This is a genomic window from Marinobacter sediminicola (genome assembly GCF_031157525.1).
Taxonomy (GTDB): Bacteria; Pseudomonadota; Gammaproteobacteria; order Pseudomonadales; family Oleiphilaceae; genus Marinobacter; species Marinobacter sediminicola.
Genome location: NZ_JAVIXR010000004.1, coordinates 265,906 through 290,248 on the forward strand (window position 1 = coordinate 265,906; position 24,343 = coordinate 290,248).

The following is a 24,343-nucleotide window of genomic DNA, read 5'->3' on the forward strand; positions in this document are numbered from 1 at the left end:
GGGGTACACCTACACAAACCCCGCGTGGTTCAGAGTGGGCCTGCTTATTAATTGAAGGACAACCTGCTTTTCGTTCGGCTAGAGGCAATACCGTTAGCCACAATCATTCCCCAGATCAATGCAGCAGCAACCGCTAGCGTTATTGCAATCGGCCGATCAACGAAAGCTGTTAGGTCCCCGTTGGCCTTAATGATTGAGCGCATGAAGTTACTCTCAATGATGGGGCCAAGGATCACGGCCAGTATTAAGGGCCCGACCGGGAAATCATTTTCGGCCATTACATAACCAAGTAGTCCGAAGGCCAGCATAATCCAAACGTCGAACATCGTGTTGTTCGCAGCGAAAGCGCCCACCATGCAGAATATGAGAATTAGGGGAAAGAGCACCCCGGAGGGTATTGAGAGTATGTGTCGTGCCCCTTTGATGGCCAGGAATCCAAGGGGAAGCAAGAGCAAGTTGGCGATAATAAAAACCAGCAGAATCGCGTTCACCAGCGGGGCTTCGCTAACAAAAACATCTGGCCCTGGTGTAATGCCTTTCGTCATTAAAACGCCGATGATGATCGCGGTGATAGCGTCGCCGGGGATGCCGAATACCAGCGCAGGGATATACGCCCCGGATAGTGATGCGTTGTTGGCCGAGCTCGCAGAGATCAGCCCTTCCGGGTGGCCCGTGCCGAATTTCTCGGGCGAACGCGAAAATTTGCGGGCGATGGCATAGCTAATCCACGAGGCGATATCTGCACCTGCTCCAGGAAGAGCGCCTATCAAGGTTCCCAGCACGCCGCCTCGAGCTACGCCGAACTTATATTTCCAAAGTAGTCCGCCGACACCTGCAAAGGGTTTTTTGACCCGTGTTTGCACCTCTTGTTGCAGGTTATGACTTTCGGGCATGCGGCGAATGAGCTCTGAGATCGCGAACAAGCCGATCAGCACTGGCAAAATGGAGATGCCGGCAAGCAGGTCATAGCTACCCATAGTGAAGCGAGCTTGGCCAGAGACGCTGTCCATGCCAACCATTGAGATAGCCAAGCCGGCAAGCATCGAGATCACGCCTTTGAGCCGGTCCCCGCCTGAAACCAAAATAGCGCAGGATAACCCCAGCAGTGCGAGCCAGAAGTACTCATCGCTTGTAAACTTGATTGCAAAATCAGCAATAAGTGGTGCAAGCATCGCCAAGCATACTACGCCAATGATGCCGCCAAGCATTGAGCAAACAATGTTGAGGCCAAGCGCGACACCAATCTTGCCTTGCTTGCCCATGAGGTAGGCTTCATCGGTGTATACCGCAGATGCCGGTGTGCCGGGCATGCGCAGCAGGGCGCCGGGCAGATCGCCAGCGACGATAGCCATGGCTGTCGCTGAAACAATTGCTGCAATGGCAGGTAGCGGTTCCATAAAAAAAGTGACCGGCACTAATAGCGCTGTTGCCATTGTCGCCGTAAGCCCAGGAATCGCACCCATAAATAATCCGAAAACGGATGCCGAAATAACGATAAGCATCACATCCCAGGTGAACACGAGCGTAGTCGCTGCCAGAAAGCTATCCATTAGTAGACCACCTTTTCCAGAATACCCAGTTCGAGCGGCACCTGGAGAAGGCGGCCGAAAACAACCCAGATGACAGCCGTTGAAGCTACTGCTGTACCGGCCGCTAGCATCCAGTTTTGACGATAAAAGCCATACAGTAGAAGGCTCAACAGAACAGTAGAGACAATAGGAAATCCAACAACCGGTACCAGCAATATGTACGCGACTATTGCTGCGATAATTGCCAGCAAGGTCAGGTAGAAGCGTTTGATCGGGACGTCGTTAACCCAGACCATCAGGGGAGCGCTGCTGCTCAATCCCCTCAGGGTCAAAAGTCCTCCAAACGCGATCAAAAGCCCTCCAATAACGATGGGGAAGGTTCCCGCCCCATAATCCTGCTGCGGTAGGTTTGCCAGCCCTCTGGAGTTGGTTATTACCAAAACCCCGAATGTTACTGTCACCAGCCCTGTGATCTTGTCATTACTGCGCATATGGCTGTCCTCTGGGTGGTGTCGGCTTAGTTGGCCAGGCCAAGCTTTTCAATTGTTACGGCATTCTTTTCGTCTTGTTCCTTCATGTAGGCTTTGAACCCTGCAGCGTCAGCCCATACCGCGCCAAATCCACGCCCCGCCATAAATGTCTGAAATGACTCAGAGTTGAACACCTTCTTTGCTGCTACAGCCAAGCGCTTCGTGACATCTTCAGGCAGGTTTGCCGGGCCAACCAAGCCGCGCCATGAACCTTGAGTCCACTCGTCGCCAGTCACCTCTTTGGCAGAGGGCACATCGGGAAATCTCTCCAGGCGGTCGTTCGACAGCACGGCCAGTGTGCGAGTGCGGCCAGACTTGTTCATCGGCTCGGTTTCCGGGAGTGAATTGAAAACAATATGCACGCCGTTAGCTGCCAGTTCCTGTAACCCCGGAGCAGCGCCTTCGCTTGGAACCAGGTTGATCGTCTGGGGGTCAATGCCCTGCTGGTCGATAAAGCCCGCAAATGACAAGTGGTAAGCGGCACCTGGAGCTGAGCCTGAAACAGTGAATGTGTTCGGATTGTTTTTTAGGTCGCTCAATGCGTCACCCAGGTTTTTCCAGGGCGAATCGGCATTAACGGTAAATGTCGCGTAATCAACGTTGAGTAGTGAGATGGGTGTGAAGTCTGTGTACGAAATGTCTGCCGTGCCAATGTGCTTGTACGTTGCAATTTCAGCCGTGCCGAGCCCCAAGGTGTAACCGTCTGGCCTTGCCATTTTCATGGTCATGTGCCCAATCACGCCCGCTCCACCTGTTTTGTTTACAACGTTTACCGGTTGTCCAAGCTCTTCTTGTAGCCCCATTGCCAATTGGCGACCAACAGCGTCTGATCCGCCTCCAGCAGACCAGGGAACAATCAGCGTAATCGGCTTTACGGGATACGGGGTGGCAGCGAACGCGGTGCTTGCTGCGAGAGTGAGTGCGGTGGCGTATAGAATTTTGGGTAGCGTGCTCATTACAAACCTCATTATTTTTAGATGGTTTAATGATTGGCGGGGTGCGTGCACGACAAAAAGAGTATGTGTGCTGCTGTGCCCATTTGAAGCCAATGGCAGACAGGAGCTCCCAGGAGTCCGTTTGCTTGAGGGAGTATCATTGTGGGGTAAAAAATTTGCAAGTATTTACAACAATTATTTCTTAGTAGAGATATTTTACGGTTTTTCGGGTGCTTTAGCCCACATCTGTGGGCGAGCGGGTACCTCTTCGGGTAGGTTGGTGGCCTATATAATATCCGAAAGATATGCGTAGATCATTGTTTTATAGTGAAATATTGTATTTTCGTGAATTGGGTATTGCCATGGGTTGATCTAGAGGAGCGCCCCAAGGCTATCAGCTGACTGGATAATGTAATAACGAGAAAGTTGTAAAAATTTGTTTGATTGGCGTTAGAGTCTCGGCTATATTGAGAACGTCTGGCAGTTGCGATGGGGTATCGCTAATCCCGTTCGCACCACCTAAAGCTTATTCAAGAGACTCAAGGAACTGACATGTTTAATGATCTGAAAAATAAAAAAGTTCTGGTTACTGGTTCAACCAAAGGAATTGGGCTTGCGGCGGCATTGGAATTTGCCAAGCAAGGCGCAGCTGTGGGAATTAACAGCCACGTTGTGGACGCTGCAGCAGAGGAGGCAATTGCACAATTTGAAGCTATCGGTGCCAACTTTGCCTATTTTCAGCACGACCTGAGCCGTAGCGAAGAGTGCGCGGCACTTATTAATGAGTTTGTCGAAAAATTCGGTGGGTTGGATGTATTGGTTAACAATGCGGGCGGCCTGGGTGTAAGAGAGCGCCTTGAAAACCTGGATGACGCGGCTTATGACCTGGTTTTTGATCTGAATATTCGTTCTGTTGTCATGACAACAAAATACGCAGTGCCCCACCTTAAAGAGTCTGCGGCCAAAACTGGCACCACAGCAGCTGTTATCAGCACAGGCTCCATAGCTGGGCGTGAGGGTGGCGGTCCTGGCGCGAGCCTTTATGGCGGTTCCAAATCAGTTATTCACAACTTACACAGAACCTGGGTAAAGGAACTGACTGCCAGCAATATTCGGTTCAACGTTGTGGCGCCGGGCACAATCGATACCGCTTTTCACGATGACAAAAGCCCTGAACTGAAAGAGAAAATCCGCAATTCAATCCCCATGGGCCGCTTCGGTACATCGGAGGAGTGCGCTCCCGCCTATTTGTTCCTGGCCTCACACCAGGCAAGTGGCTACATCACCGGGCAGGTAATTGACGTTAACGGAGGCCAGATGTGCCCGTAATGGCGCTCATCCGGTAACAGCTGTGCATGTTATAGCGCCCAGTTAACTCAGCGGGGCGCCCACTTCATATCTATCTCAGGGTATTCTTTTATGCACCTCAAAGGACACCAGCTCATCGGGCAAGAATCCATTGCAGCGACGGGCAAGCCGATCTACGCAATCAATCCGGCTAGCGGCCAACGTATTGAACCCGGCTACGGCAGTTGCGGCCAGGAAGAGGTCGAGCAAGCAACCCGGTTGGCATGGTCAGTATTTGACCTGTATCGCGAGACATCGTTGACACGCAGAGCGGAATTTCTCGAAACAATTGCTGATCAAATTGAAGCAGTTGGGGATGTGTTGATTGAGCGTGCCATGCAGGAAACCGGCTTGCCTCGTGCCAGGCTGGAAGGTGAGCGCGGTCGAACTTGCGGCCAGTTGCGGCTTTTTTCGAAAGTCATTCGTGCAGGCGAGTGGCTCGATGTGCGGGTCGATCCTGCATTGCCTGATCGCAGCCCTCTGCCGCGCACCGATTTGCGGCAGCGGCGTATCGGCATTGGCCCGGTAGCGGTATTCGGTGCCAGTAACTTTCCTTTGGCTTTTTCGGTTGCCGGCGGTGATACCGCATCTGCATTGGCGGCGGGCTGCCCGGTTATCGTCAAAGCGCACTCTGCTCACCCAGGGACATCTGAGCTGGTCGGGCGTGCCGTGCAAAAAGCAGTGGCTATCTGTGAGCTTCCATCCGGTGTGTTTTCATTGCTTTATGGTGCTGGCAAAGAGTTGGGCCAGGCACTGGTTACCGACCCCCGTATTCAGGCAGTTGGTTTCACTGGCTCACGGAGTGGCGGAACGGCACTGATGAAAGCTGCAAACAACCGCCCGCAGCCGATACCCGTATATGCTGAAATGAGCAGTATTAACCCTGTGGTACTCATGCCGGCCGCTCTGGAAGAAGCGCCCGAAACCCTGGGGCAAGCTTTTGTAGCGTCACTCAACATGGGGGCAGGGCAGTTTTGCACTAACCCTGGGTTGATCCTCGCTGTGAAGGGTGCGGGGCTGGATCGCTTCAAGCACGCTGCGGCAGAGGAAGTGATTAAAAGTGCGCCGCAGACCATGCTGACACCGGGTATACATTCAGCCTATAGCGCCGGGCTGATGCAGTTGCGGGAGACTGGCAAGGCTAAAGAGGTCGCCACAAGCAAGCTTGATAGTGATTCACACAGTCCATGCCACAGCACTTTGTTCGCAGCGAGTGCGGCTGACTTCATCAAGGATGAGCGTTTGCACGCCGAAGTGTTTGGCTCCTGCTCGTTGATTATCGAATGCTCCGATATGGCTCAACTTCAAGAGGTACTGGAGCATTTGGAAGGCCAGTTGACGGCCACGGTTCACTTGGCCGAGGCCGATTACTCCATGGTTGAGGCGCTGCTGCCGACCCTGGAGCGTAAAGCCGGAAGAATTCTCGCAAATGCTTGGCCCACCGGTGTCGAAGTGTGTGAGGCAATGGTTCACGGTGGCCCATGGCCGGCCACTTCTGATAGCCGGAGCACGTCTGTTGGCACCGCGGCCATTCAGCGCTTCCTGCGCCCGGTTTGTTATCAAGGGATACCGCAAGCACTACTACCTGATGCGCTTAGAGACGGAAACCCCTTGGCGGTTTCACGTTTGGTCGATGGCGCGCGGGAGTAAGGCCGTCAATTTGTAAGCAAGGCGCACCGCGATTCAAAACCAGCGGGCGCTCTATCCACTACATACCAAAAAGAGAATATGACATGGGCATTTCTGAAGGCGCTCCAAAGCAAACCCTATCCAGCACGGCTAAAGCAGGGCTGATGCGGGCCTCTACCGCATCGCTACACACGATTCTGTTTAAGCGAGGCCTCCGTAATACGTACATTCAAGGCGTCGGCAAAATAAATAGTGGTTCGGTGAAAATGGTCGGCCAAGCCTTCACTCTGCGCTACATTCCCGCACGGGAAGATATAGATACAGTTGCCGCATTCAGGGATCCAAAGCACCCGCAGCGGGTTGCCGTAGAATCTGTTCCGGAAGGTATGGTGCTGGTTTCCGATTGTCGTCAGGATGCCTCCGCCGCAAGCGCAGGAAGCATTTTGCTGAATCGCCTGGAATACCGTAATTGCGCGGGATTTGTATCCGACGCAGGTATTCGTGATTCTAAAGATGCGGCAGCCATGAATATGCCGATCTTCTGCGCCAAGGCCAGCGCACCAACGAACCTGACCAAGCATCACGGGGTTGATATTCAGGTACCCATTGGTTGCGGCGGGGTAGCTGTTTTCCCGGGCGACGTATTGGTAGGTGATGACGACGGAATCATCGTCATTCCGTTGGAGCTGGCAGATGAGGTGGCTGAAGAAGCTGTAAAAATGGAGGCATTTGAAGACTACGTACTTGAGAAAGTCCGTACGGGAACCCCCGTCATCGGACTATACCCTCCCAGCGAAGACGCTCAGGCTGAATACAAGCGTTACATGGAAAGTCGTTAACAAGGCCTGGGTATGTGCTGATCTGAACGGTAGGTCACCTGCATCGGGTGGCCTACCGCACAGTAATTCCGGACATAGGCCATTCTGTTGTTGACGAGTAAACCTATCTGAAGTGGAAGCTGCTGCCATGACGTCGACTGCTCAATTACCCCGCCAATTTGCGGTTTTGATTCTTGTAATACTGGCTTGTTCATTCGCTGGCAACCATGTTGCCGCCCGTATTGCATTCGATCACGACGCCGGGTTGTTGGTAGCGATACTCTTCCGCTCAGGGGTGGCCATGGTCGGCCTTATATTATTGGTAGTTTGGCGCCGTGAATCGCTGCGATTCAAGCCACAAGCCTGGGGTTGGCAGCTGGTGATGGGGCTGCTTATCGCCATTCAAAGCTTCAGCATTTATTCCGCCGTGGCGCGAATCCCGATTGCGCTGGCGCTCCTGGTGGTTAATCTTGCGCCGATCATGCTTGCATTGCTCACTTGGGCGTTGGGTGGTGCACGCCCATCACGCACGGCTAGCCTGCTGATGCTTTTCATTTTGTTTGGGCTGGCACTGGCGCTGGATTTGCCCTCTCGTTTTTCGGATTCCGGCGAAATAGATATCAGGTTTGTGGAAGGTTTGCTGTTCGGCATCACGGCCGCGGCAGTCTTTGCTTGTGCTCTATGGATTACAGATCATCGGCTGGGGAGTATGCCGGGGTTGGTGCGCAGTATGCTTACTATTATGGTGGTGTTTGCGTCGACCGCTATCGCAGGCGCTGCTGGGCTGGTTCCAGATGGGATGAGCCTGCCTAGTGCTTCCATGGGCTGGGTTGCATTAGGCAGCCTGGCCATTTTGTATGGAGCGGCTTTCTCAGTATTATTCACCCTCGTTACGCGGCTGGACATTGCTCGCAACGCACCGGTAATGAACGTCGAGCCTGTGGCCGGGCTGATATTTGGTTGGCTGATTCTTGATCAGGTTTTAGGCGGGATTCAGGTTGTAGGCAGCTTTATTGTGGTTAGCGGAATCGTTATGCTCGCCTATACCAAAATACCTGACAGGCAGTTGTCACGGCCTCTTCGTGAATCTAAAACCGTTAAGTGTGGAGAAACGTGTATGGCAGACTCCTAGGTTTGAGGCCAATATTCGTAGCCATTAGAGTACCGTCATTTAGAGCACCGTTATTTTTAGCGTATTTTCATAAGTGCACTCATGGATTAGAGAGTGCGCAATTAAGGCTCATAGCGAATGAGAGTAAAAACTGAAAAGCATTCTTTATCATCGGTTGTGTATGAGAGGATCTTGTCTTCCATTATCGACGGTGAGTATCCGGTTAATCAGAAGTTACCGACAGAAGCCGATTTGTGTGAAGCCTATAACGTTTCTCGCCCCATACTGAGAGAGGCGCTTGCACGCTTGCGTGAGGATAACCTGGTTATCTCCCGTCGTGGGTCAGGCAGCTTTGTAATTAATCGTCCAGATAGTGCAGTGTTAGAGTTTGCGCGCATAGCCAGCATTGCAGATATCCAGCGGTGTTTTGAATTTCGTACCAATGTAGAGTCCAGCGCGGCCTCCCTGGCTGCAATTAGAAGAACGGATGAGCAGCTAAAGCGCATATGGGAAAAGTACGAAGCGATCAATCAGGCAAATAGCAAGCATGACCTGGCAACGAACGAAGACTTCGAGCTTCATCTGGCGATTACTGAGGCATCAAGCAATCACTATTACGCTACTGTTCTCAAGTCCCTCCACGAAAGTATCAAGGAAGGCATGAATATAACGCGAGGCCTGTCGTTGCTTGCGCCAGAGAAGCGTTTGAGAATAGTCCAGGACGAACATCTGGCTATAGTAAATGCCATTGCCGAAAAGGATGAACATAAGGCAGGGGAGAGCATGCGCCAACACTTGGAGAATGCTCGACGGAGAATGTTTGAAGGAGTTACCGAGTAAAACTCTCAGTTATCCTGATAAGATCGAATACCTACAATAACAAGATCCAAAAAGAGATAACGCGATGACCCCGTACGATTTCATCATCGAAGGCGGCCGGTACTTCGACGGCTCTGGCGCACCATCTTCCATTCGCAATCTGGCGGTCAAAGACGGCCGCATTGCGACAGTTACTGCAGACACCATTCCCCATGATCAGGCCGACCGAGTAATCGACGCCGCTGGCAAATGGGTTACACCGGGATTTCTGGATACTCACACCCATTACGATGCCGAATTGCTGGTGAGCCCGAGCCTTTCCGAATCGGTTCGTCATGGCGTAACGACGGTGCTGGTGGGTAGTTGCTCGCTAAGCATGATCTGCAGTGACTATGAGGATGCCTCAGACATTTTCACCCGCGTTGAAACTGTACCGAGGGAGCGGGTACTGCCCATCTTGAAGGAGCACAAAACCTGGTCGACCCCAAAACAGTGGGTAGAGCACATCAAGCAGATGCCCCTTGGCCCGAATGTTGTCAGCTTGCTGGGCCACAGCGACATGCGAGTTGGGGTGATGGGATTAAGCCGAGCCACAGATTTGGCCGTCCAGCCCACCGAAGAAGAAATGCAGATCATGGAAGGTTTGCTGAAAGAGGCGCTTGATGAAGGGTTTCTCGGCCTGTCGACGATGTGCCTGAAGTGGGACAAGGTGGATGGTGATCGGGAGTGGTCCAAGAGCTTGCCCAGCACTTACGCCAAGTGGGGCGAGGTCGCACGTTTGAACAAGTTGGTGCGCCAGTATAACCGGGTACACCAAGGCGCGCCGAATGCCGCTACGCCCTTGCAGATTCTGCAATACGTGCGGGAGTGTGTGGGCTTGTTGCGGCGGCCGTTAAAAACCACCTTGATCAGCCAAATGGACTTGAAAGGCAGCGCCGCGCTCACAACCCTCACCAGACTAACTTCAATGTTTACCAATGCCCTGCGGGGAGACTTTCGCTGGCAGGTGCTGCCGACACCTTTCACGGTATACGCAGACGGGATTGATGTTGTGTTCTTTGAAGAGTTTGGGGCAGGGGAAATGGCTCTGGACTTGAAAGACGCGGTGGAGCGAAACGACCTCCTGCAAAGTGAAGAATACCGCCGTAACTTCCGCAAATTCTATGGTGAGAAACTGAGCCCTCGGGTTTGGCAAAGGGATTTCGGTGACGCCATGATCATCGACTGCCCCGATGAATCACTGATCGGTAAGAACTTTGAAGAAGTGGCCAGCGCAAGGGGTATCCATGTTGTGGACTTGTTTCTCGATCTGGTTGTGGAGTTCGGTAAAAAAATACGCTGGTACACCACGGTCGGAAACCACCGAAAACAGGTTCTCAAGCGGCTGGTAAAAGACCCCACCACACTCATTACCTTCAGCGATGCTGGCGCCCACATCCGCAATATGGCCTTCTACAACTTGCCGCTTCGCATGTTGAAACTGGTTCAGGAATCCATCGACGAGGGTGATGCGGTGATGACCATGGAGCAGGCCGTTCACCGCTTGACGGGCGATCAAGCCGATTGGTTTGGCATCGAAGCCGGCAAGATCCGGGTGGGTGATCGAGCCGATCTGGTGGTATTGGACCCAGCAGGGTTTGCACAGAACCTCGAAGAGGTTTCCTGGGGCGAAATGGAAAACTTTGACCTTCAAAGACTGGTCAACCGCAACCCGGGCATAGTGAAAACCGTTATGATTAATGGAAAACTGGCGGTGGATAAAGAGCAGTTCTTGCCGGAGTTTGGTCGCGAGTCGGGCTACGGTTCGTTTATTCCCGCCCGTTGAATTCGGGGTTCACACATTTAGCCTGAAGGGGTTCCTTAATGGGCAACCAAATTGCCTCAGACACTCTTGTTATTGGCGGCGGAATTGCCGGTATCGTCACCGCACTGGAACTCCTTCGGGCGGGTAAAACCGTTACGCTGGTAGACAAGGATACGCCGGAGCGTTTGGGCGGGCTGGCACTTTGGGCGTTTGGCGGGATGGCTCTGGTTGGCACACCGTTGCAACGCAAACGGGGTATTTCGGATAATCCCGAGCGGGCTCTGAAAGACTGGATCAGCTTCGGTGAGTTGGATACCGGCGATGAGCATTCCCTGGCTTGGGCTCGTTATTATGCGCAGAACTCCTGCAGCGAAGTGCACGATTGGCTGAAAGCGGAGGGAATCAAGTTTTTGCCTGCGGTGAACTGGGTTGAACGAGGCCGGTCAGGTGAGGGAAACAGTGTGCCGCGCTATCACATAGTGTACGGCACCTCCCGTGAGCTCACTTGCACGTTAATTTCCGCCATGCGCGATGCTGGCAAGGAGAATCGACTCACCATTCTCCATCGGCACAGCGTTGACGCCCTGGACTACAGTAGTGGCCGTGTTACAGGTGCCAGCGCCACGAATGATGAAACCGGTGAGCGCGTCAGCTTTACTGCAAACCGAGTGGTGGTGGCCACCGGTGGAATCAACGGCAGTCATCAAGAGGCCCGCGCCAACTGGCCGCAAGATCGCCCCATGCCGAAAACAATGCTGAATGGGGCGCACCCTCACGCCGATGGAAAACTGCATCACGAAGTGGCTAACAAGCTGGGCGGTGTAATCGTCAACCCAGGCGAAATGTGGAACTACGCCGCCGGCTTTCATCATCCCTATCCTCATTTTAAAGGCCACGGTTTGTCGACCATCCCGTGCAAATCTGCCCTGTGGCTTGATCACACCGGCAAGCGGATTGGCCCGGAGCCACTGGTCACCGGTTTCGACACCCATTGGCTTTGCCAGCGTGTTGCCGAACAGGAACAGCCCTGGACCTGGCATTTGTTGAACTGGCGCATCGCGGCAAAGGAATTCGCCATATCCGGAGCCGAGCACAACCAGCGTATACGCGACAAACAGTTGGTTCGCTTTGTGTTCGAGACGCTCACCGGCAATCACAATCTCGTCAAACAAATGGCCCGTGAGAGCGATGAATTTCTCGTTGCAGACACACTCGCTGAACTGGCCGATAAAATGAATACGCTTACCCAGTCCCACGATGTTGATCCGGCCACTCTGCAGGCTACCGCTGATGCGTTCGATGCAAACTTCGCCGCGGGCAACAAGATTGAAAATGATGAGCAGATTCGTCGAATTTTGCAGGCCCGAGAGTGGGGGCCGGATAAACTACGCACCTGCAAGCCTGCGCCACTTCAAAAGAAAGGCGCCGGTCCTTTCATTGCCGTGCGCATGCAATTGATTACCCGTAAAAGCCTTGGTGGGTTGCGCACTGATCTTATGTCTCGCGCGCTTGGGGGCGATAACCAGCCGATACCAGGGCTCTACTGTGTGGGTGAAGCAGCCGGTTTCGGTGGTGGCGGGTGTAACGGCAAACGGTCACTGGAAGGCACGTTTTTGCCCGGTTGTATTTTGACTGCACGTGCAGCAGCACGGTCGATCTTGTCGGGCTCATGATTCAGCCAAAGCAGCTAGCTGGATGTTGATAAAAAATAACAAGGAGAATAGCGATGAACGGTGCCCAAGCCCTGATGAAAACCCTGGTGGACGCTGGTATTGAAGTCTGTTTCAGCAACCCGGGTACCAGCGAAATGCACTTTGTAGCGGCGCTCGATGATGAACCAAATATGCGCGCTGTGCTGGCACTGTTTGAAGGCGTGGCAACGGGTGCGGCCGATGGCTACGCCAGGATGGCCGACAAACCCGCCGCAACGTTGCTGCACCTGGGCTGCGGCCTCGGCAATGGCCTGGCCAATTTGCACAATGCCCGCAAGGGTAAAGTGCCGGTTGTAAACATCGTTGGTGATCACGCCATTGACCACGTGAAATACGATGCCCAGCTGCAGTCCGATATCGAAACCGTCGCCCGTAATGTGTCACCGGGTTTTGTCCGAACATCTCAAACCACGGCCGAACTGTGCAAGGATGCCGTGGACGCCATCACCACCGCACGCGGCCTGCCCGGCCAGGTAGCTACCCTGATTCTGCCCGCTGATGTCTCGTGGGGAGAGGGTGGTAGCCCCTGTGCCTTGCCGAACCAGGAAGAGTCTCCAGTGGCCGATGCCGGTGCCATTCAAGGTGCGGTTGACGCCATTCGCTCCGGGAAGAAAACAGCACTGTTGCTGGGTGGCAGAGCTCTGCGGGAACCGGCATTGATGGCCGCCGCTAAAATTGCCGCCGCCAACGGTGTGAAATTGCTGGCAGAAACCTTCCCGACACGTATTGAACGCGGCGAAGGCTTGCCCCCGGTTGAACGCGTGGCTTATTTAGCAGAACTGGCGGGCGTTCAATTGGTCGACATTGAGCACCTTATTCTGGTAGACAGCAAGGCTCCCGTTTCCTTCTTTGGCTACCCCGGAAAAAAGAGTTATCTGGTGCCAGACAGTTGCGCTGTTCACACCTTGTCCAGCCCGGAGCAGGATGCCCGGGCCAGTCTTGAAAAACTGGCTGAGGCACTGGGAGCCAACAATGCCCAGCCCGAGATTCAGCAGCTGCAGCGCCCGTCGGCACCCCGTGGCCGCCTCTCCGCACCCAAAGTCTGTAAAGCCGTTGGCCATTACCTGCCAGAGAACGCCATTATTATCGACGAGGCCATCACCTCAGGCCTCATGCTGAACGCCCTGACCGCTGGCTCACCTCGCCACGACATGATTGCCCTCACCGGAGGTGCCATTGGCCAGGGCTTGCCCAACGCTGTGGGCGCCGCGATTGCTTGTCCCGAACGGCCCGTGATTGCGCTCATTGGCGACGGCACGGCTATGTACACCATCCAAGCACTCTGGACCATGGCACGTGAGCAGTTAAATGTGACTACCATCATTTTCAATAACGCGTCTTACTCGGTGCTCAATATTGAGCTGGAACGTGTAGGCGCGGAAGAGGTGGGAGAGAAAGCGAAATCCCAGTTGGATCTGAATGGCCCTGTGCTGAACTTCGCCCAGCTGGCCCAGGGCATGGGGGTTCATGGCGTTCGGGTAGACACTGCCGAGGCTTTCAATCACGCCCTTCAATATGCGCTGTCACAGCCAGGCCCTCACTTGATCGAGGCCATGGTTCCGGAGTCCCTCAGCGGTTTGAAACGGAAAATCCTGCCTTGGGTATTGCGCTCATTACCGAGTTTGCCTGTGTCGGTCACTCGTACCCTGAAGAATAAGATTGCCCCCTGACACGGGAAACCCCATGTCTTGGCGCTGGGGTAATCCCCCCATTTATTAGGGGGGATTACCGGATCAGCCTCTGAACTAAGGCAGTTAGGCGGTGGTTCGGGAGAGTGCTGAGTTCATTTGCGACCAATTAGCTGTTTGCGATACTGCAGCGGCGACACGCCAAACCAGTCACGGCAAGCTCGGTTAAAAGCAGATTGCTCAGAATAGCCAAGTAATCCGGAAATCTGCGTTAGCTTCAGGTTTGGTTCCGTCAAATACAGTTTCGCGAGTTTAATTTTTTCGGCATTGAGCAGCTGCGCAAAAGAGGTTCCTTCCTTGGCCAAACGGCGCTGCAGTGTGCGTTTGTCTATGTGGAAGTGGTCAGCAACCACGTCACTTTTGCATTGCCCTGTAGGTAGCAGAGTAACGATGAGGCGGGTTACGTCCTCAAAGAGGCTCTGTGCGTTCGGAGGCCGCTGGGAAGATAAGTACTGTTCCGCGAGTCCAAACGTCTGGTGGTCTGCACTTGATAGAGGGTGCTGAAACGTTTGCGTCGGCCACCGCATGCCACACCAGCTCTGATTAAAGTGCACCTCGCAGCCAAACACTTCCCGATAGATGTGAGTTTCAGCGGCCTGGCCGTGGAGAAAATGGACGCTAGAGGGTTTGAAAAGGTTGCCACACAACAATTTCATTACTTGCATTGAGTTAGAGAGACTCAGCTCATAGCTTTGACGGTGATATCCTCCAGCATTCTCATCATCAATGTTAAATTCAAACTTTATGTTCTCAGAGCCTGATGAGTTGCTGTGTGTTGCTCTTATGCTCAAGGCGGGGCTGTGAAGGTGAAGGTAGCGGCTAATATTGTTGATTGCCTCACCTACGGTGCCCGAATTGCGGGCAATAACGCTGATTGGCCCGAGAATATCCAGCCCTTGGGACTCCGCAAGCTTTAAGCCAAGCTCTGGGTAGTCCAGCGTTTTAGCTGTGTCTTCAAGAAGGTCGGCGAGGTTTCGGAACGGCAAAAAGCTGCTGTCATCCCGGTGTTCATCTGAAGGGATGTTGTATTTTTCCAGCAGGGGCAGTGGGTTTTCACCTCTTTGCGCTATAAGCTTTTCGAAGCCCCTCAGGTTAGTTGCTCTGATCAAGTTAGCCATGCGGGTACCGCTCCAGCGGATCAGGTGTCGTGATTTATTAAAAATTTGTCTCGTTTTGTCAATATTGTCAAGGTGGCGTTTGCGAGAATCAAAATTAACGTTGGTTGACTAATAACAAGAAGGACACTCGAATGACTACCAAACACTACGACATCATTATTATCGGTGCCGGGCTCTCCGGCATTGGAACGGCAAGCCACATAGCCCGGGAACACCCCGGAAAATCTATGGCGATATTGGAACGTCGAGAAAATGTAGGTGGCACCTGGGATCTGTTCCGTTATCCCGGCATACGTTCCGACTCCGACATGGCGAGTTTCGGGTTTAACTTCAAACCTTGGTATTCCGACAAGGTGCTGGCCCAGGGTGATGGTATTCGTGAGTATGTGCGTGAAACAGCACAAGAGTTTGGGCTGTACGAGAAAATCCACTTTGGCCTGAAACTCAAAAACTCTGATTGGTCCACCAAAGATCAAAAGTGGGTCCTCACCTCTGTGCAGGAAGCCACCGGCGAAGAGAAGGTGTTGAGCTGCAACTTCCTCGTTAACTGTGCCGGGTATTACAACTTCGATCAGGGCTACCGCCCAAGCTTCCCCAAGGAAGAACTCTTTAGCGGGGACATCGTTCATCCCCAGAGCTTGCCTGAGGATTTCGATTACAGTGGTAAAAAAGTGGTGGTCATCGGCAGTGGAGCTACGGCAATAACACTGGTGCCGTCCATGGCGGATAAAGCGGCAAAAGTTACCATGCTGCAGCGCTCACCCAGCTACATTATGTCTTTGCCGAACACCGATAAAATCTCCATGGTGTTGAACAAGATTTTGCCAAAGGCCTGGGTGTTCAAACTGGCCCGTCGACGCAACATCCTATTTCAACGTGCTATCTACCTGGCTTGCCAGCGTTGGCCCAATGCGATGCGCAAGATGTTTTTGTCGCACATGTACAAACATGCGCCAAACGTAGATAAACGCCACCTTACACCTGAGTACATGCCCTGGGACCAGCGCTTGTGTGCGGCGCCCGATGGCGACTTTTTCGAAAGTTTGAACTCCGGTAAGGCGGAGATGGTAACCGACCACATCGACCAATTTGATGAAACGGGCATTGTGTTGAAATCCGGCCAGCATATCGAAGCAGATATTGTGGTTGCGGCCACTGGGTTGAATATTCAGTTGATGGGTGGATCCACGCTCAGTATCGACAACGAAGAAGTGAACCTGCCCGGAAAAATGGCCTACAAGGGCATTTTGATTCAGGACGTACCCAATTACGGGTGGATTTTTGGCTATACCAACGCGCCCTGGACCCTCAAGTGCGATATTGGTGGGCGCTATTTGTGTCGACTGCTCGCTCACATGGACAAAGCGGGAATGCGAGTCGCCACAGCAGTAGACAAAGGGAATAACGCGACCGATGCGAGTGTGCTGGAAGGGTTTGCACCTGGCTATATCATGCGAGCAATCGACAAAATGCCCCGGCAGGGTAAGGCCGATCCTTGGAGGATAACCATGCATTACGGTAAGGATAAAAAAATGCTGGTTAACGACTCTGTGGATGATGGGAACGTGCAGTTTGAAGCTGCAGCTTCCGCATCCTCCCGGGAGTCAGATCTTCAGCAAGCCGCTACGGCCTGAGGCCAACCTACGATAAAAAGAGGGAAGGGTATGGATAAGGTGCACAGCGGTAAGCCGACGGTCTTACTGATTCACGGGATGTGGAGCGATCAGAACACTCTGAGCGATGTGAAAGAGGCTTTTGTTGCTCAAGGGTATACTGCGGATTCTTTGTGCCTCCCATACCATGTCCCCAAAGCCGAGCATACGGAGGCCAGCCGGGCGAAACTGGCCAAAACCCGTGTACAGGATTATGTGGCATATATTGTTGAGCAGGTGGAACGCCTGGATGCTCCGCCCATTCTGGTAGGGCATTCAATGGGCGCGCTCTTGGCCCAGTTGGTGGCCGCCCAAGTACCCTGTGATCGGTTGGTTCTCTTATCCTCCGCGCCACCCGCAGGCATAAACGGCCTGAGCTGGTCGGCAATTCGAACCTTGGGGCGCAACCTGTTGCGATTCCCCTTGTGGACGAAGGTGACTGAAGTCGGGCTGGCCAATGTGGAGTACGGCATTGCGAATGCCCAAAGTGCGGCTGTACAGAGAGACATATACGAAAGCTGCACTTATGAATCTGGTATGGCCACTTTTCAGATTAGCATTGGTTCTTTGCTGGGGCGCAGGTCTGCCACATACGTGAACACTCAGGGCATCGAGTGTCCGGTTCTGATAGTGGGTGGCACCGCCGATAGAATTACACCCATAACTATTCAGCGCAGCATCGCTAAGCGCTTCGGGAAGCAAGCTTCCTTGATCGAAATAGAAAATTGCTGCCACTGGACGGTGGGTGGGGCATATTTCCCGGAGGTTCGGGCTGAGATATTCGAGTGGCTGGAAGTTAAAGTTCACTCCCAGCCACTTACGGGTTAGGCCTTACTATGGCGCCAATGCCGCCTTTACAAAACTTGCCAGTGCACCGCCAAGCTTCTCAGCTACCGCGCATTCGGGAACCTCATGGCGCTTGGCCAAATACGTCGGGTCGTTGTAACCCAGCCATACTTGTCCTGATTCGTCTTCCCAAACCAAGGCCTTGAGTGGCAGGTCTATGCCGACAGTTTGTGCGCACTTCATGAACGGGGTTCCGCCCTGTGCATTGCCAAAAATCAGCAACTCAGTAGGCCTGAGCGCCATACCTGCTTTTTCAGCTCCTGCTGCATGATCTATGCGCGCGAAAACGTTCAAGCCTTTGCCTTTCACAACGTCTTCGAACTTGTTCATGGTTTCTTCAGCGCTGTAGGGGCTCTTAACCGAAATCAGGCCAGCGGCTTGGGCTTGGGCGAAAGCCATCACCAGAAGGAGTGCGACAGCGTACTTGATTGTCTTCATGATATACCTCGATGACGATGTTTGTGCCTGCAGTACGACCTTCTGTCGCACGTGGTTTCAAATTCAGCCTGTCACCTGCTCCGCCTTCGTTATAGGTAGAAAGGCAAGTAAAGCGCCACGATAGGGAAGAAGTAAACAATCAGCAGGCAACCGAACATCATAATGATGAATGGCCACACGCCCCGTACCACGTCCATCACTTTGCCCCCGGCGACGGCCTGTATCACGAACAGGTTTAGCCCTACGGGTGGGGTTATCAAAGCGCATTCGATCATGATCACGAAAATGATGCCGAACCAGATGGGGTCTATGCCAAGTGGTGCCAATGAAGGGTAGAGCACCGGCATCATGATCAACAGCATAGAGATGGATTCCAGGAAGAATCCCATCACCAGTAATACCAGGCACACCGCCAGGATGAACAGGCCAGCACTGCCAATGTGCATGGTGACGAACATCGAGATGTCTTGCGGGATCTGATACAGGGTGATGGCCTTACCGAACACTTTGGCGCCAGCCATGATAATGAATATGGTTATCGTGGTTTTCATTGTGGCGATGCAGGCCAGCTTGAAACGCTCCCAGTTCATTGTTTTCAGTGCGAGAACAATAATCAGCGAAAGTGTTACACCGATGGCTGCGGATTCTGTTGGTGTGAAAACGCCAGCGTAAATGCCGCCAATGATAATGACCGCCAGGATGATGATGGGGAGTGCTCGCCAGGTGGCAGCGCGACGTTCGCTTTTCGTCGCCTTGGGTACCGGTGTGCAGGCTTTGCCAATTGTTGCGTACAGAAAGCTGAAGATGATAAAGCTGCCGGCCATAATCAGGCCCGGAATAATGCCCGCCAGGAACAGGTCGACAATGGATTCCTCAGTTATAACGCCGTATACGATCATTGGGATCGACGGTGGAATAAGAATGCCGAGCGTGCCGCCCGCGGCGATCAAGCCCAACACAAAGGGGCGATGATATCCGCGATCGGTCATCTCTTTGATGGCAACACTGCCAATGGTTGCAGCAGTGGCAACAGACGATCCGGAAATTGCCGAAAAGATGGTGCAAGAAGCGATGGTGGCGATGCCCAAGCCGCCGGGCCAATGCCCAACCCAGGTTTGAACCGCGTTGAACAAGTCTTTACCTACACCGCCTTGCAGCAGAATGTTAGACATCAAGAGGAAGAGAGGAACAGACAGCAGAATAAAACTGTCGAACGAGGAGTACATGGCCATGGGCACCATCAAAGGTGACATATCGGCCAGCAACAGCATGCCAAGGCCAAGCCCACCCAGTACGAATCCAACCGGCACGCCAGACAGCAACAACATCAATAGGGCAAATATAATCAGAGCAACAGTCATCAGACGTGAACCTCTTCAGAAGGCTGAATGTGCCCTGTTAGTACAAGCGCGGCCTCTGTGAGGCATTGAATAAACAGCAGACCAAAACCCACTGGGATAGCGCTTTTGGTGATCCACATAGGCATGCCGAGCATGGATGCGGATGCGGCATTTATTGCAACAGCGTCTTTGACGATATACACGCCGTACCAGGTGACCCAGCCTGAAAACAACGCAACGATAAGCAACGACCACAGTTCTGCGGCTGCTCGCATGCGAGGGCCAAAGCGGCTGATTAACATGTCGATACGGATCAACGCCTGGTGCTGGAGCAGCCAGCTTGCGCCGAGACAGGAAGCCCAGATTTGGCAAAGTAGCGAGAGATCTTCTACCCAGATAGTTGGGGACAAGAATACGTAACGGGCTATGACCTCATAGGTGATCATGGCCGCGATCACGGCAAATAAAGCGGCAGCGAGTCGTCCGCAAAGGGTAACCACTGCATGATTAATACGCACCCAGGCCGAGGGATGGCTTGCGCGCCAGGCCTGTGGGTCTTTTGATGTGGCGTTGTTAGTTGACATGGATAATCCCGACAACAGAAAAAACAAACAATAACGGACGCCTGCACAGCAAGCGCCCGTATACGGGAGGTAGTGTTTAGATCAGAGCGCGTTTGCGGCTTCGATCACTTGCTCACCCAATGGGCCTGCGTTTTCGATGAAGCTCTTCAGCACAGGGCGGGTTGCCTCCTGCCATTTGGCGATATCTTCCGGAGTGAGATCAATCACGTTCATTTCTTTGCGGGCATCTGCAATGGCATCGGCTTCAAGTGATTGAATCTTGTCGCGCAGTTGCTTCTCCACCTTTGTCGCCGCGTTTTGCAGAATGGTCTGTTCTTTCTCCGTCAAACCCTGCCAGGTTTCCTCGTTAATAAGCGTCATGAACTCAATGTTGGCGTGGTTGGTCAGGGTGAGGTGATCCATAACCTGATACAGCTTGCGAGGGCCAACCGCGGTAACGCCGGTCATGCCTGCATCAACGGTACCGCGCTGGTACGCCAGGAACTGCTCGGAGCCGGCCATTACGGTAGGTGCGGCACCAACAGATTTGGCGAATTCACCAAGAGTTTTACCGAATACGCGTACTTTCATGCCCTTCATGTCGTCTGGCTGCTGAATCGGCTTTTTCTTGGACAGCAGTGCAACGCCACCATAAGCCTGCCACCACAGAGGGCGAGCGCCGGTTTTGATGATTTCGTCGTCTAGCAAGGTGCGCACGGGGCTGCCGGGTTCCGTAGCTTTAACGACTTTCTCGTTTGTAGGGAACATGAAGGGTACGTAGAACACATCGACTGCAGGGATGGTGCCCGCCATCTGGGTAACGCTGATTACGCCCATTTCAATGGCGCCAGAACTCACGGCGTTGTGAACTTCTTTGTCTTTATAGAGCTGTGCGGCCGGGAAAATCTGAATCTTGATATCGCCATTACTGGTGCTTTCAACTTCGTTTTTGAAGTCGACCAGGTTTTGACCCAGGTGGTGCTTGAGGGGCAGTTGCAGCGTTACTTTCAGGGTGGTTGCTGCAAGTGCAGGCATGGCTGCGCCGAGGGTGCAGGCCAATACGCCTGAGTAGAGGAGGTGCTTTAGTTTCATGTTGGTTAGATCCTTATTGTTGGCTGTTTTTTGGTTTTTTTAGGGTGGCCTGATCAGCTGCGGCCGTTTTGCATCAATTCTTTTACGGACTGTGGGAGCGGTCGAGTGTCGCTACGCTTTCCGGCTTTGCGAACCTGACCGGGAAGATCATGGTTAACGATTTCTTCCAGGCGTTGCGATTGTAGCAACAAACCATCGAGATCTACGCCGGTATCCAGCCCCATTTCACTGAGCATGTGTACCAGATCTTCGGTGCAAATGTTGCCAGTCGCTCCAGGGGCGAACGGGCAGCCGCCGAGCCCGCCGAGCGACGCATCGAACTGGTCAACCCCGGCAGCCAGAGCTGCATACACGTTCGCAAGCCCAAGGCCGCGGGTGTTATGAAAGTGCAGTGTAAGCTCCAGTTCTGGCCAGCGCTTGCGAACCTCCTCGCACAATGATTGCACCTGATTGGGTACCGCCATGCCAGTGGTGTCGGCGAGGGTCAGGCTATGGAGGCCGCGCTCCAGATAGGCATCAACAAAACGCAGTATGCGTTCCTGTGACTGCTGGCCTTCAAACGGGCAACCGAAGGTAGTTGCCAAAGAGCCGTTCAGCCGCATGGGGGTGCCCGATGCCATCTCCGCAATGTCTTTGAACTGTTGCAACGACTGGTCACAGGTCATGCGCATATTTGCCAGGTTATGGCTTTCGCTGACCGACATGACCAGGTTGATTTCGTCCACGCCAAGCTCCAGTGCTCGGGCGCAGCCTTTTTGATTGGGTACCAGGGCGACGTAGCGGGTTGGAGTATCCTTCCGGATGCCCTGAAAAACCTCCGCGGCATCGCTGAGATTGGGCACCGCGCGGGGCGATACAAACGAGCTGACTTCAATCTTGTTCAGCCCCAGATTGGCCAGGGCGTTGATGAGTTCAATTTTTGTGTCTGTTGGTACGAACGCCGGTTCGCTCTGGAATCCGTCCCGAGTGACCACTTCGTTAACGAATATTCGTTTGGGCAGGTCCGCAGACATCAGATCACCTCCTTGTTTTTGAGGGCCTGAATATCGTCATCGGAATAGCCCAGGCTGGCCAGTATTTCGCTGTTATGTTCGCCAAGGCTTGGGCCCACCCAGCGGGTTGCTCCGGGTGTGCCGCTCAGTTTTGGCACTATGCCCGGCAACGAAATCTCGCCGCCACCGGGTAGGGGGCGCTCGATAATCATTTCTCTGGCGCGGAAATGAGGGTCTTCAAAAATCTCGGCGGCGGTGTTGATTCCGCTGGAGGGAACAGCCGCGCCTTCCAGTACGGCCAGGGCGTCTGCAAGGTTATGCTGGGAGGTCCAGGCTTCTATGGCTTCGTCCAGCTCATCACTGCGCTTCGCTCGGCCATCGTTATGGGTCAGCTCGGGATCATCCGCCAGGTCCGGCCGATCAATAGCGTTCATCAGTCGTTTGAAAATGCTGTCGCTGTTGGCGGCAATGACGATGTATCGGTTGTCCCGGCTGCGATACGTGCTGGAGGGTGCAATACCGGGCATGCTGGCACCGGTGCGCTCCCGAACAAACCCAAACATGCCGTATTCCGGGATCAGGCTTTCCATAACGCCGAAAACCGCCTCATACAGAGCCACGTCAACGAACTGCCCCTTACCACCGTTAACCTTCAGGTGATGCATTGCCATCATTGCGCCGATCACGCCATACAGGGAGGCCAGAGTGTCGCCAATGCTGATGCCGGCACGAACCGGTGGGCGGTCCGGATAGCCCGCAAGATGACGCATACCACCAATTGATTCGGCGATCGCTGCAAAGCCGGGGCGTGCTGCATAGGGGCCGTCCTGGCCATAGCCAGATACGCGAATCATGATCAGTGCAGGATTAATAGCCGACAACTGCTCCCATCCGAGATTCCACTTTTCCAGTGTGCCGGGGCGAAAGTTTTCGATAACGATATCGCACTCTTCGACCAGCTTGTGAATCACGGCCTGAGCTTCGGGATCCTTGAGGTTGAGCGTAAGAGATTTTTTGTTTCGGCTCTGGGAGTACCACCAAAGCGAGGTGTCGTTGTGCATTTTGCGCCAACGCCGCAGAGGGTCGCCGGTACCCGGTGGCTCTACCTTTATAACATCTGCACCGAACTGGGCAAGGATGCTGGCGGCATAGGGGCCGGCAATCAGTGACCCCAGTTCAAGCACGCGAACGCCTTCCAGGGGCTGTGGTGTTTTCTCCTGATCCCCTGGGCAGGAAGATTCCTTGGTCATGTTCATCTCACCTTGAATGGCATTGTTATCGTGTTGTTTTACAAAATAATGAGCCGGGAGGGAGAAATAACAAAATGGTTAAATGTGAGCCTGCCATCTCGAAATACGATGGCGAGAGTATTAGCTGGGCGTCAGGTGTTCCAGCAAACGCAATGTTGCATGGGATAAGGGGTGTTGGTTGCTGGTGCATAGTTTAAGTTTTCGGCTTGCCCAGCTGTCATTCAGTGGGATGACCTTAACACGGTGGGTGGTCGCATAAGGTTGCGCGATGTCCTGAGGCATGATGCCAATCCCGAGATCCTGTTCAACCATGCGCAGCAACGCTTCGTAACTTGTGACCTGAATGCGCATGCGGAAGGCCTTCTCAGCGGCAGCTGCGGCTTGCAACAACTTATTGTTGATGGCGCTGCCAGTGTGCAAGCCTACATAATCATATTGCAGGGTTTCGATGAAGCTCAGGCTCTCGGCGTGGCTGAGGGGGTGCTGGTTGGCGGTAATCAAGGCTAACCGGTCGGACTGGTAAGGGTAAATGTTCAGGTTTTCCGTGTTGCCAAATACCTCGGTAAAAATGCCAATGTCTGCCTGGTTTTGCGCTACCGTTTCAATGATTTCAGAACTGATGCGTTCTTCCAATTGAATCTGGATAAAAGGATGCTGGTCCAGAAACGCCTTTAACTGGCCGGGTAAGAATTGCGTGATCGCTGAAATATTAGCGACGATTCGAACTTCTCCCCGAATACCTTGGGAGTATTCATGCATACGTGCATGAACCTCTTCTAGCTGATGCAGCACTCCTCTTGATAGCTGTGCGAGAGCCTTTCCCGCCTGAGTGCCCCCAACGCCTCTGTTGGTGCGAACCAGCAACTGAGTGTTGAGGCTGGTTTCGAGCTCACTGATGCGCTTACTGATGGCTGAGGCAGCAATGAATTCTTGCTCGGCCACCGCAGCAATTGTGCCGGTTTCCAAAACGCGCACAAACAGCCGCAATGAGGTGGGGTCCAAATGCATACACAGGCTCCGGGAGGGTTCGCCGTTGATTCTATGGGTTTGGGCTGAAAAAGAAAGTGCGGGGCGGATCTAACGCCTCCCCGCATTAACGAGCGGGCTCTCTATGCGGTACTATGTGCACC

General features: G+C 53.4%; 21 protein-coding genes. 10 read left to right on the forward strand and 11 right to left on the reverse strand.

Annotated elements, in window-relative coordinates; translation table 11 throughout:
- Positions 1 to 47: 47 nt before the first annotated feature.
- The 3 genes from RG807_RS08090 to RG807_RS08100 are packed head-to-tail and all read right to left on the reverse strand — an operon-like array spanning position 48 to position 3,015.
- Complete coding sequence (locus RG807_RS08090; protein WP_309044434.1) at positions 48 to 1,550, reverse strand: tripartite tricarboxylate transporter permease; 1,503 nt, start codon at positions 1,548 to 1,550, stop codon at positions 48 to 50.
- Complete coding sequence (locus RG807_RS08095; protein WP_309044435.1) at positions 1,550 to 2,020, reverse strand: tripartite tricarboxylate transporter TctB family protein; 471 nt, start codon at positions 2,018 to 2,020, stop codon at positions 1,550 to 1,552. Before RG807_RS08095 ends, RG807_RS08090 begins: the two co-directional genes overlap by 1 nt.
- A 26-nt stretch (positions 2,021 to 2,046) precedes the next feature.
- A complete protein-coding gene (locus RG807_RS08100; protein ID WP_309044436.1) occupies positions 2,047 to 3,015 on the reverse strand; it encodes a Bug family tripartite tricarboxylate transporter substrate binding protein in 969 nt (322 codons plus the stop codon).
- 531 nt (positions 3,016 to 3,546) lie between these two features.
- Here RG807_RS08100 and RG807_RS08105 point away from each other — a divergent pair.
- The 8 genes from RG807_RS08105 to RG807_RS08140 all read left to right on the forward strand — a co-directional run bounded on the left by RG807_RS08105 (position 3,547) and on the right by RG807_RS08140 (position 13,904).
- On the forward strand, positions 3,547 to 4,323 hold the full coding sequence (locus RG807_RS08105) for an SDR family NAD(P)-dependent oxidoreductase (protein WP_309044437.1): 777 nt from the start codon (positions 3,547 to 3,549) through the stop codon (positions 4,321 to 4,323).
- 90 nt (positions 4,324 to 4,413) lie between these two features.
- Entirely contained in the window at positions 4,414 to 5,991 is a 1,578-nt protein-coding gene (locus RG807_RS08110; protein WP_309044438.1) for an aldehyde dehydrogenase (NADP(+)), read from the forward strand.
- A gap of 83 nt (positions 5,992 to 6,074) precedes the next feature.
- Positions 6,075 to 6,809: a ribonuclease activity regulator RraA gene (locus RG807_RS08115; protein ID WP_247116062.1), complete on the forward strand. Its 735-nt coding sequence runs from the start codon at positions 6,075 to 6,077 to the stop codon at positions 6,807 to 6,809.
- A gap of 127 nt (positions 6,810 to 6,936) precedes the next feature.
- On the forward strand, positions 6,937 to 7,920 hold the full coding sequence (locus tag RG807_RS08120; RefSeq protein ID WP_309044439.1) for an EamA family transporter: 984 nt from the start codon (positions 6,937 to 6,939) through the stop codon (positions 7,918 to 7,920).
- A 117-nt stretch (positions 7,921 to 8,037) separates the two neighbouring features.
- Positions 8,038 to 8,739: a FadR/GntR family transcriptional regulator gene (locus tag RG807_RS08125; protein ID WP_309044440.1), complete on the forward strand. Its 702-nt coding sequence runs from the start codon at positions 8,038 to 8,040 to the stop codon at positions 8,737 to 8,739.
- Positions 8,740 to 8,803: 64 nt separating this feature from the next.
- Positions 8,804 to 10,543, forward strand: a complete 1,740-nt coding sequence (locus RG807_RS08130; protein ID WP_309044441.1) for an N-acyl-D-amino-acid deacylase family protein — start codon at positions 8,804 to 8,806, stop codon at positions 10,541 to 10,543.
- A gap of 38 nt (positions 10,544 to 10,581) precedes the next feature.
- Positions 10,582 to 12,195, forward strand: coding sequence for an FAD-dependent oxidoreductase (locus RG807_RS08135; protein WP_309044442.1), 1,614 nt, complete (start codon positions 10,582 to 10,584; stop codon positions 12,193 to 12,195).
- A 53-nt stretch (positions 12,196 to 12,248) separates the two neighbouring features.
- Entirely contained in the window at positions 12,249 to 13,904 is a 1,656-nt protein-coding gene (locus tag RG807_RS08140) for an acetolactate synthase large subunit (RefSeq protein WP_309044443.1), read from the forward strand.
- A gap of 113 nt (positions 13,905 to 14,017) precedes the next feature.
- Here RG807_RS08140 and RG807_RS08145 read toward each other — a convergent pair whose 3' ends face one another.
- Positions 14,018 to 15,040: an AraC family transcriptional regulator gene (locus RG807_RS08145; RefSeq protein WP_309044444.1), complete on the reverse strand. Its 1,023-nt coding sequence runs from the start codon at positions 15,038 to 15,040 to the stop codon at positions 14,018 to 14,020.
- Positions 15,041 to 15,171: 131 nt separating this feature from the next.
- Here RG807_RS08145 and RG807_RS08150 point away from each other — a divergent pair, with 131 nt between their 5' ends.
- Together RG807_RS08150 and RG807_RS08155 are read left to right on the forward strand one after the other, a co-directional pair.
- A complete protein-coding gene (locus tag RG807_RS08150) occupies positions 15,172 to 16,674 on the forward strand; it encodes a flavin-containing monooxygenase (protein WP_309044445.1) in 1,503 nt (500 codons plus the stop codon).
- A gap of 30 nt (positions 16,675 to 16,704) precedes the next feature.
- Positions 16,705 to 17,520: an alpha/beta hydrolase gene (locus RG807_RS08155; protein WP_309044446.1), complete on the forward strand. Its 816-nt coding sequence runs from the start codon at positions 16,705 to 16,707 to the stop codon at positions 17,518 to 17,520.
- A gap of 6 nt (positions 17,521 to 17,526) precedes the next feature.
- Here the strand turns inward: RG807_RS08155 and RG807_RS08160 are convergent, their stop codons facing one another.
- The 7 genes from RG807_RS08160 to RG807_RS08190 form a co-directional block, all read right to left on the reverse strand.
- Positions 17,527 to 17,976, reverse strand: coding sequence for a DUF302 domain-containing protein (locus RG807_RS08160; RefSeq protein ID WP_309044447.1), 450 nt, complete (start codon positions 17,974 to 17,976; stop codon positions 17,527 to 17,529).
- Positions 17,977 to 18,065: 89 nt separating this feature from the next.
- Positions 18,066 to 19,337 carry a TRAP transporter large permease gene (locus RG807_RS08165; RefSeq protein WP_309044448.1) on the reverse strand — a complete coding sequence of 424 codons (1,272 nt, stop codon included), beginning with the start codon at positions 19,335 to 19,337 and terminating at the stop codon, positions 18,066 to 18,068.
- Entirely contained in the window at positions 19,337 to 19,900 is a 564-nt protein-coding gene (locus tag RG807_RS08170; protein WP_309044449.1) for a TRAP transporter small permease, read from the reverse strand. Before RG807_RS08170 ends, RG807_RS08165 begins: the two co-directional genes overlap by 1 nt.
- Positions 19,901 to 19,981: 81 nt before the next feature.
- Positions 19,982 to 20,971 (reverse strand): TRAP transporter substrate-binding protein, encoded by a 990-nt coding sequence (locus RG807_RS08175; protein ID WP_309044451.1) that lies wholly within the window; start codon positions 20,969 to 20,971, stop codon positions 19,982 to 19,984.
- 53 nt (positions 20,972 to 21,024) lie between these two features.
- Entirely contained in the window at positions 21,025 to 21,972 is a 948-nt protein-coding gene (locus RG807_RS08180; protein ID WP_309044577.1) for a hydroxymethylglutaryl-CoA lyase, read from the reverse strand.
- 11 nt (positions 21,973 to 21,983) lie between these two features.
- Positions 21,984 to 23,213 (reverse strand): CaiB/BaiF CoA transferase family protein, encoded by a 1,230-nt coding sequence (locus RG807_RS08185; protein WP_309044452.1) that lies wholly within the window; start codon positions 23,211 to 23,213, stop codon positions 21,984 to 21,986.
- 120 nt (positions 23,214 to 23,333) lie between these two features.
- Positions 23,334 to 24,221, reverse strand: a complete 888-nt coding sequence (locus RG807_RS08190; RefSeq protein WP_309044453.1) for a LysR family transcriptional regulator — start codon at positions 24,219 to 24,221, stop codon at positions 23,334 to 23,336.
- Positions 24,222 to 24,343 lie beyond the last annotated feature (122 nt).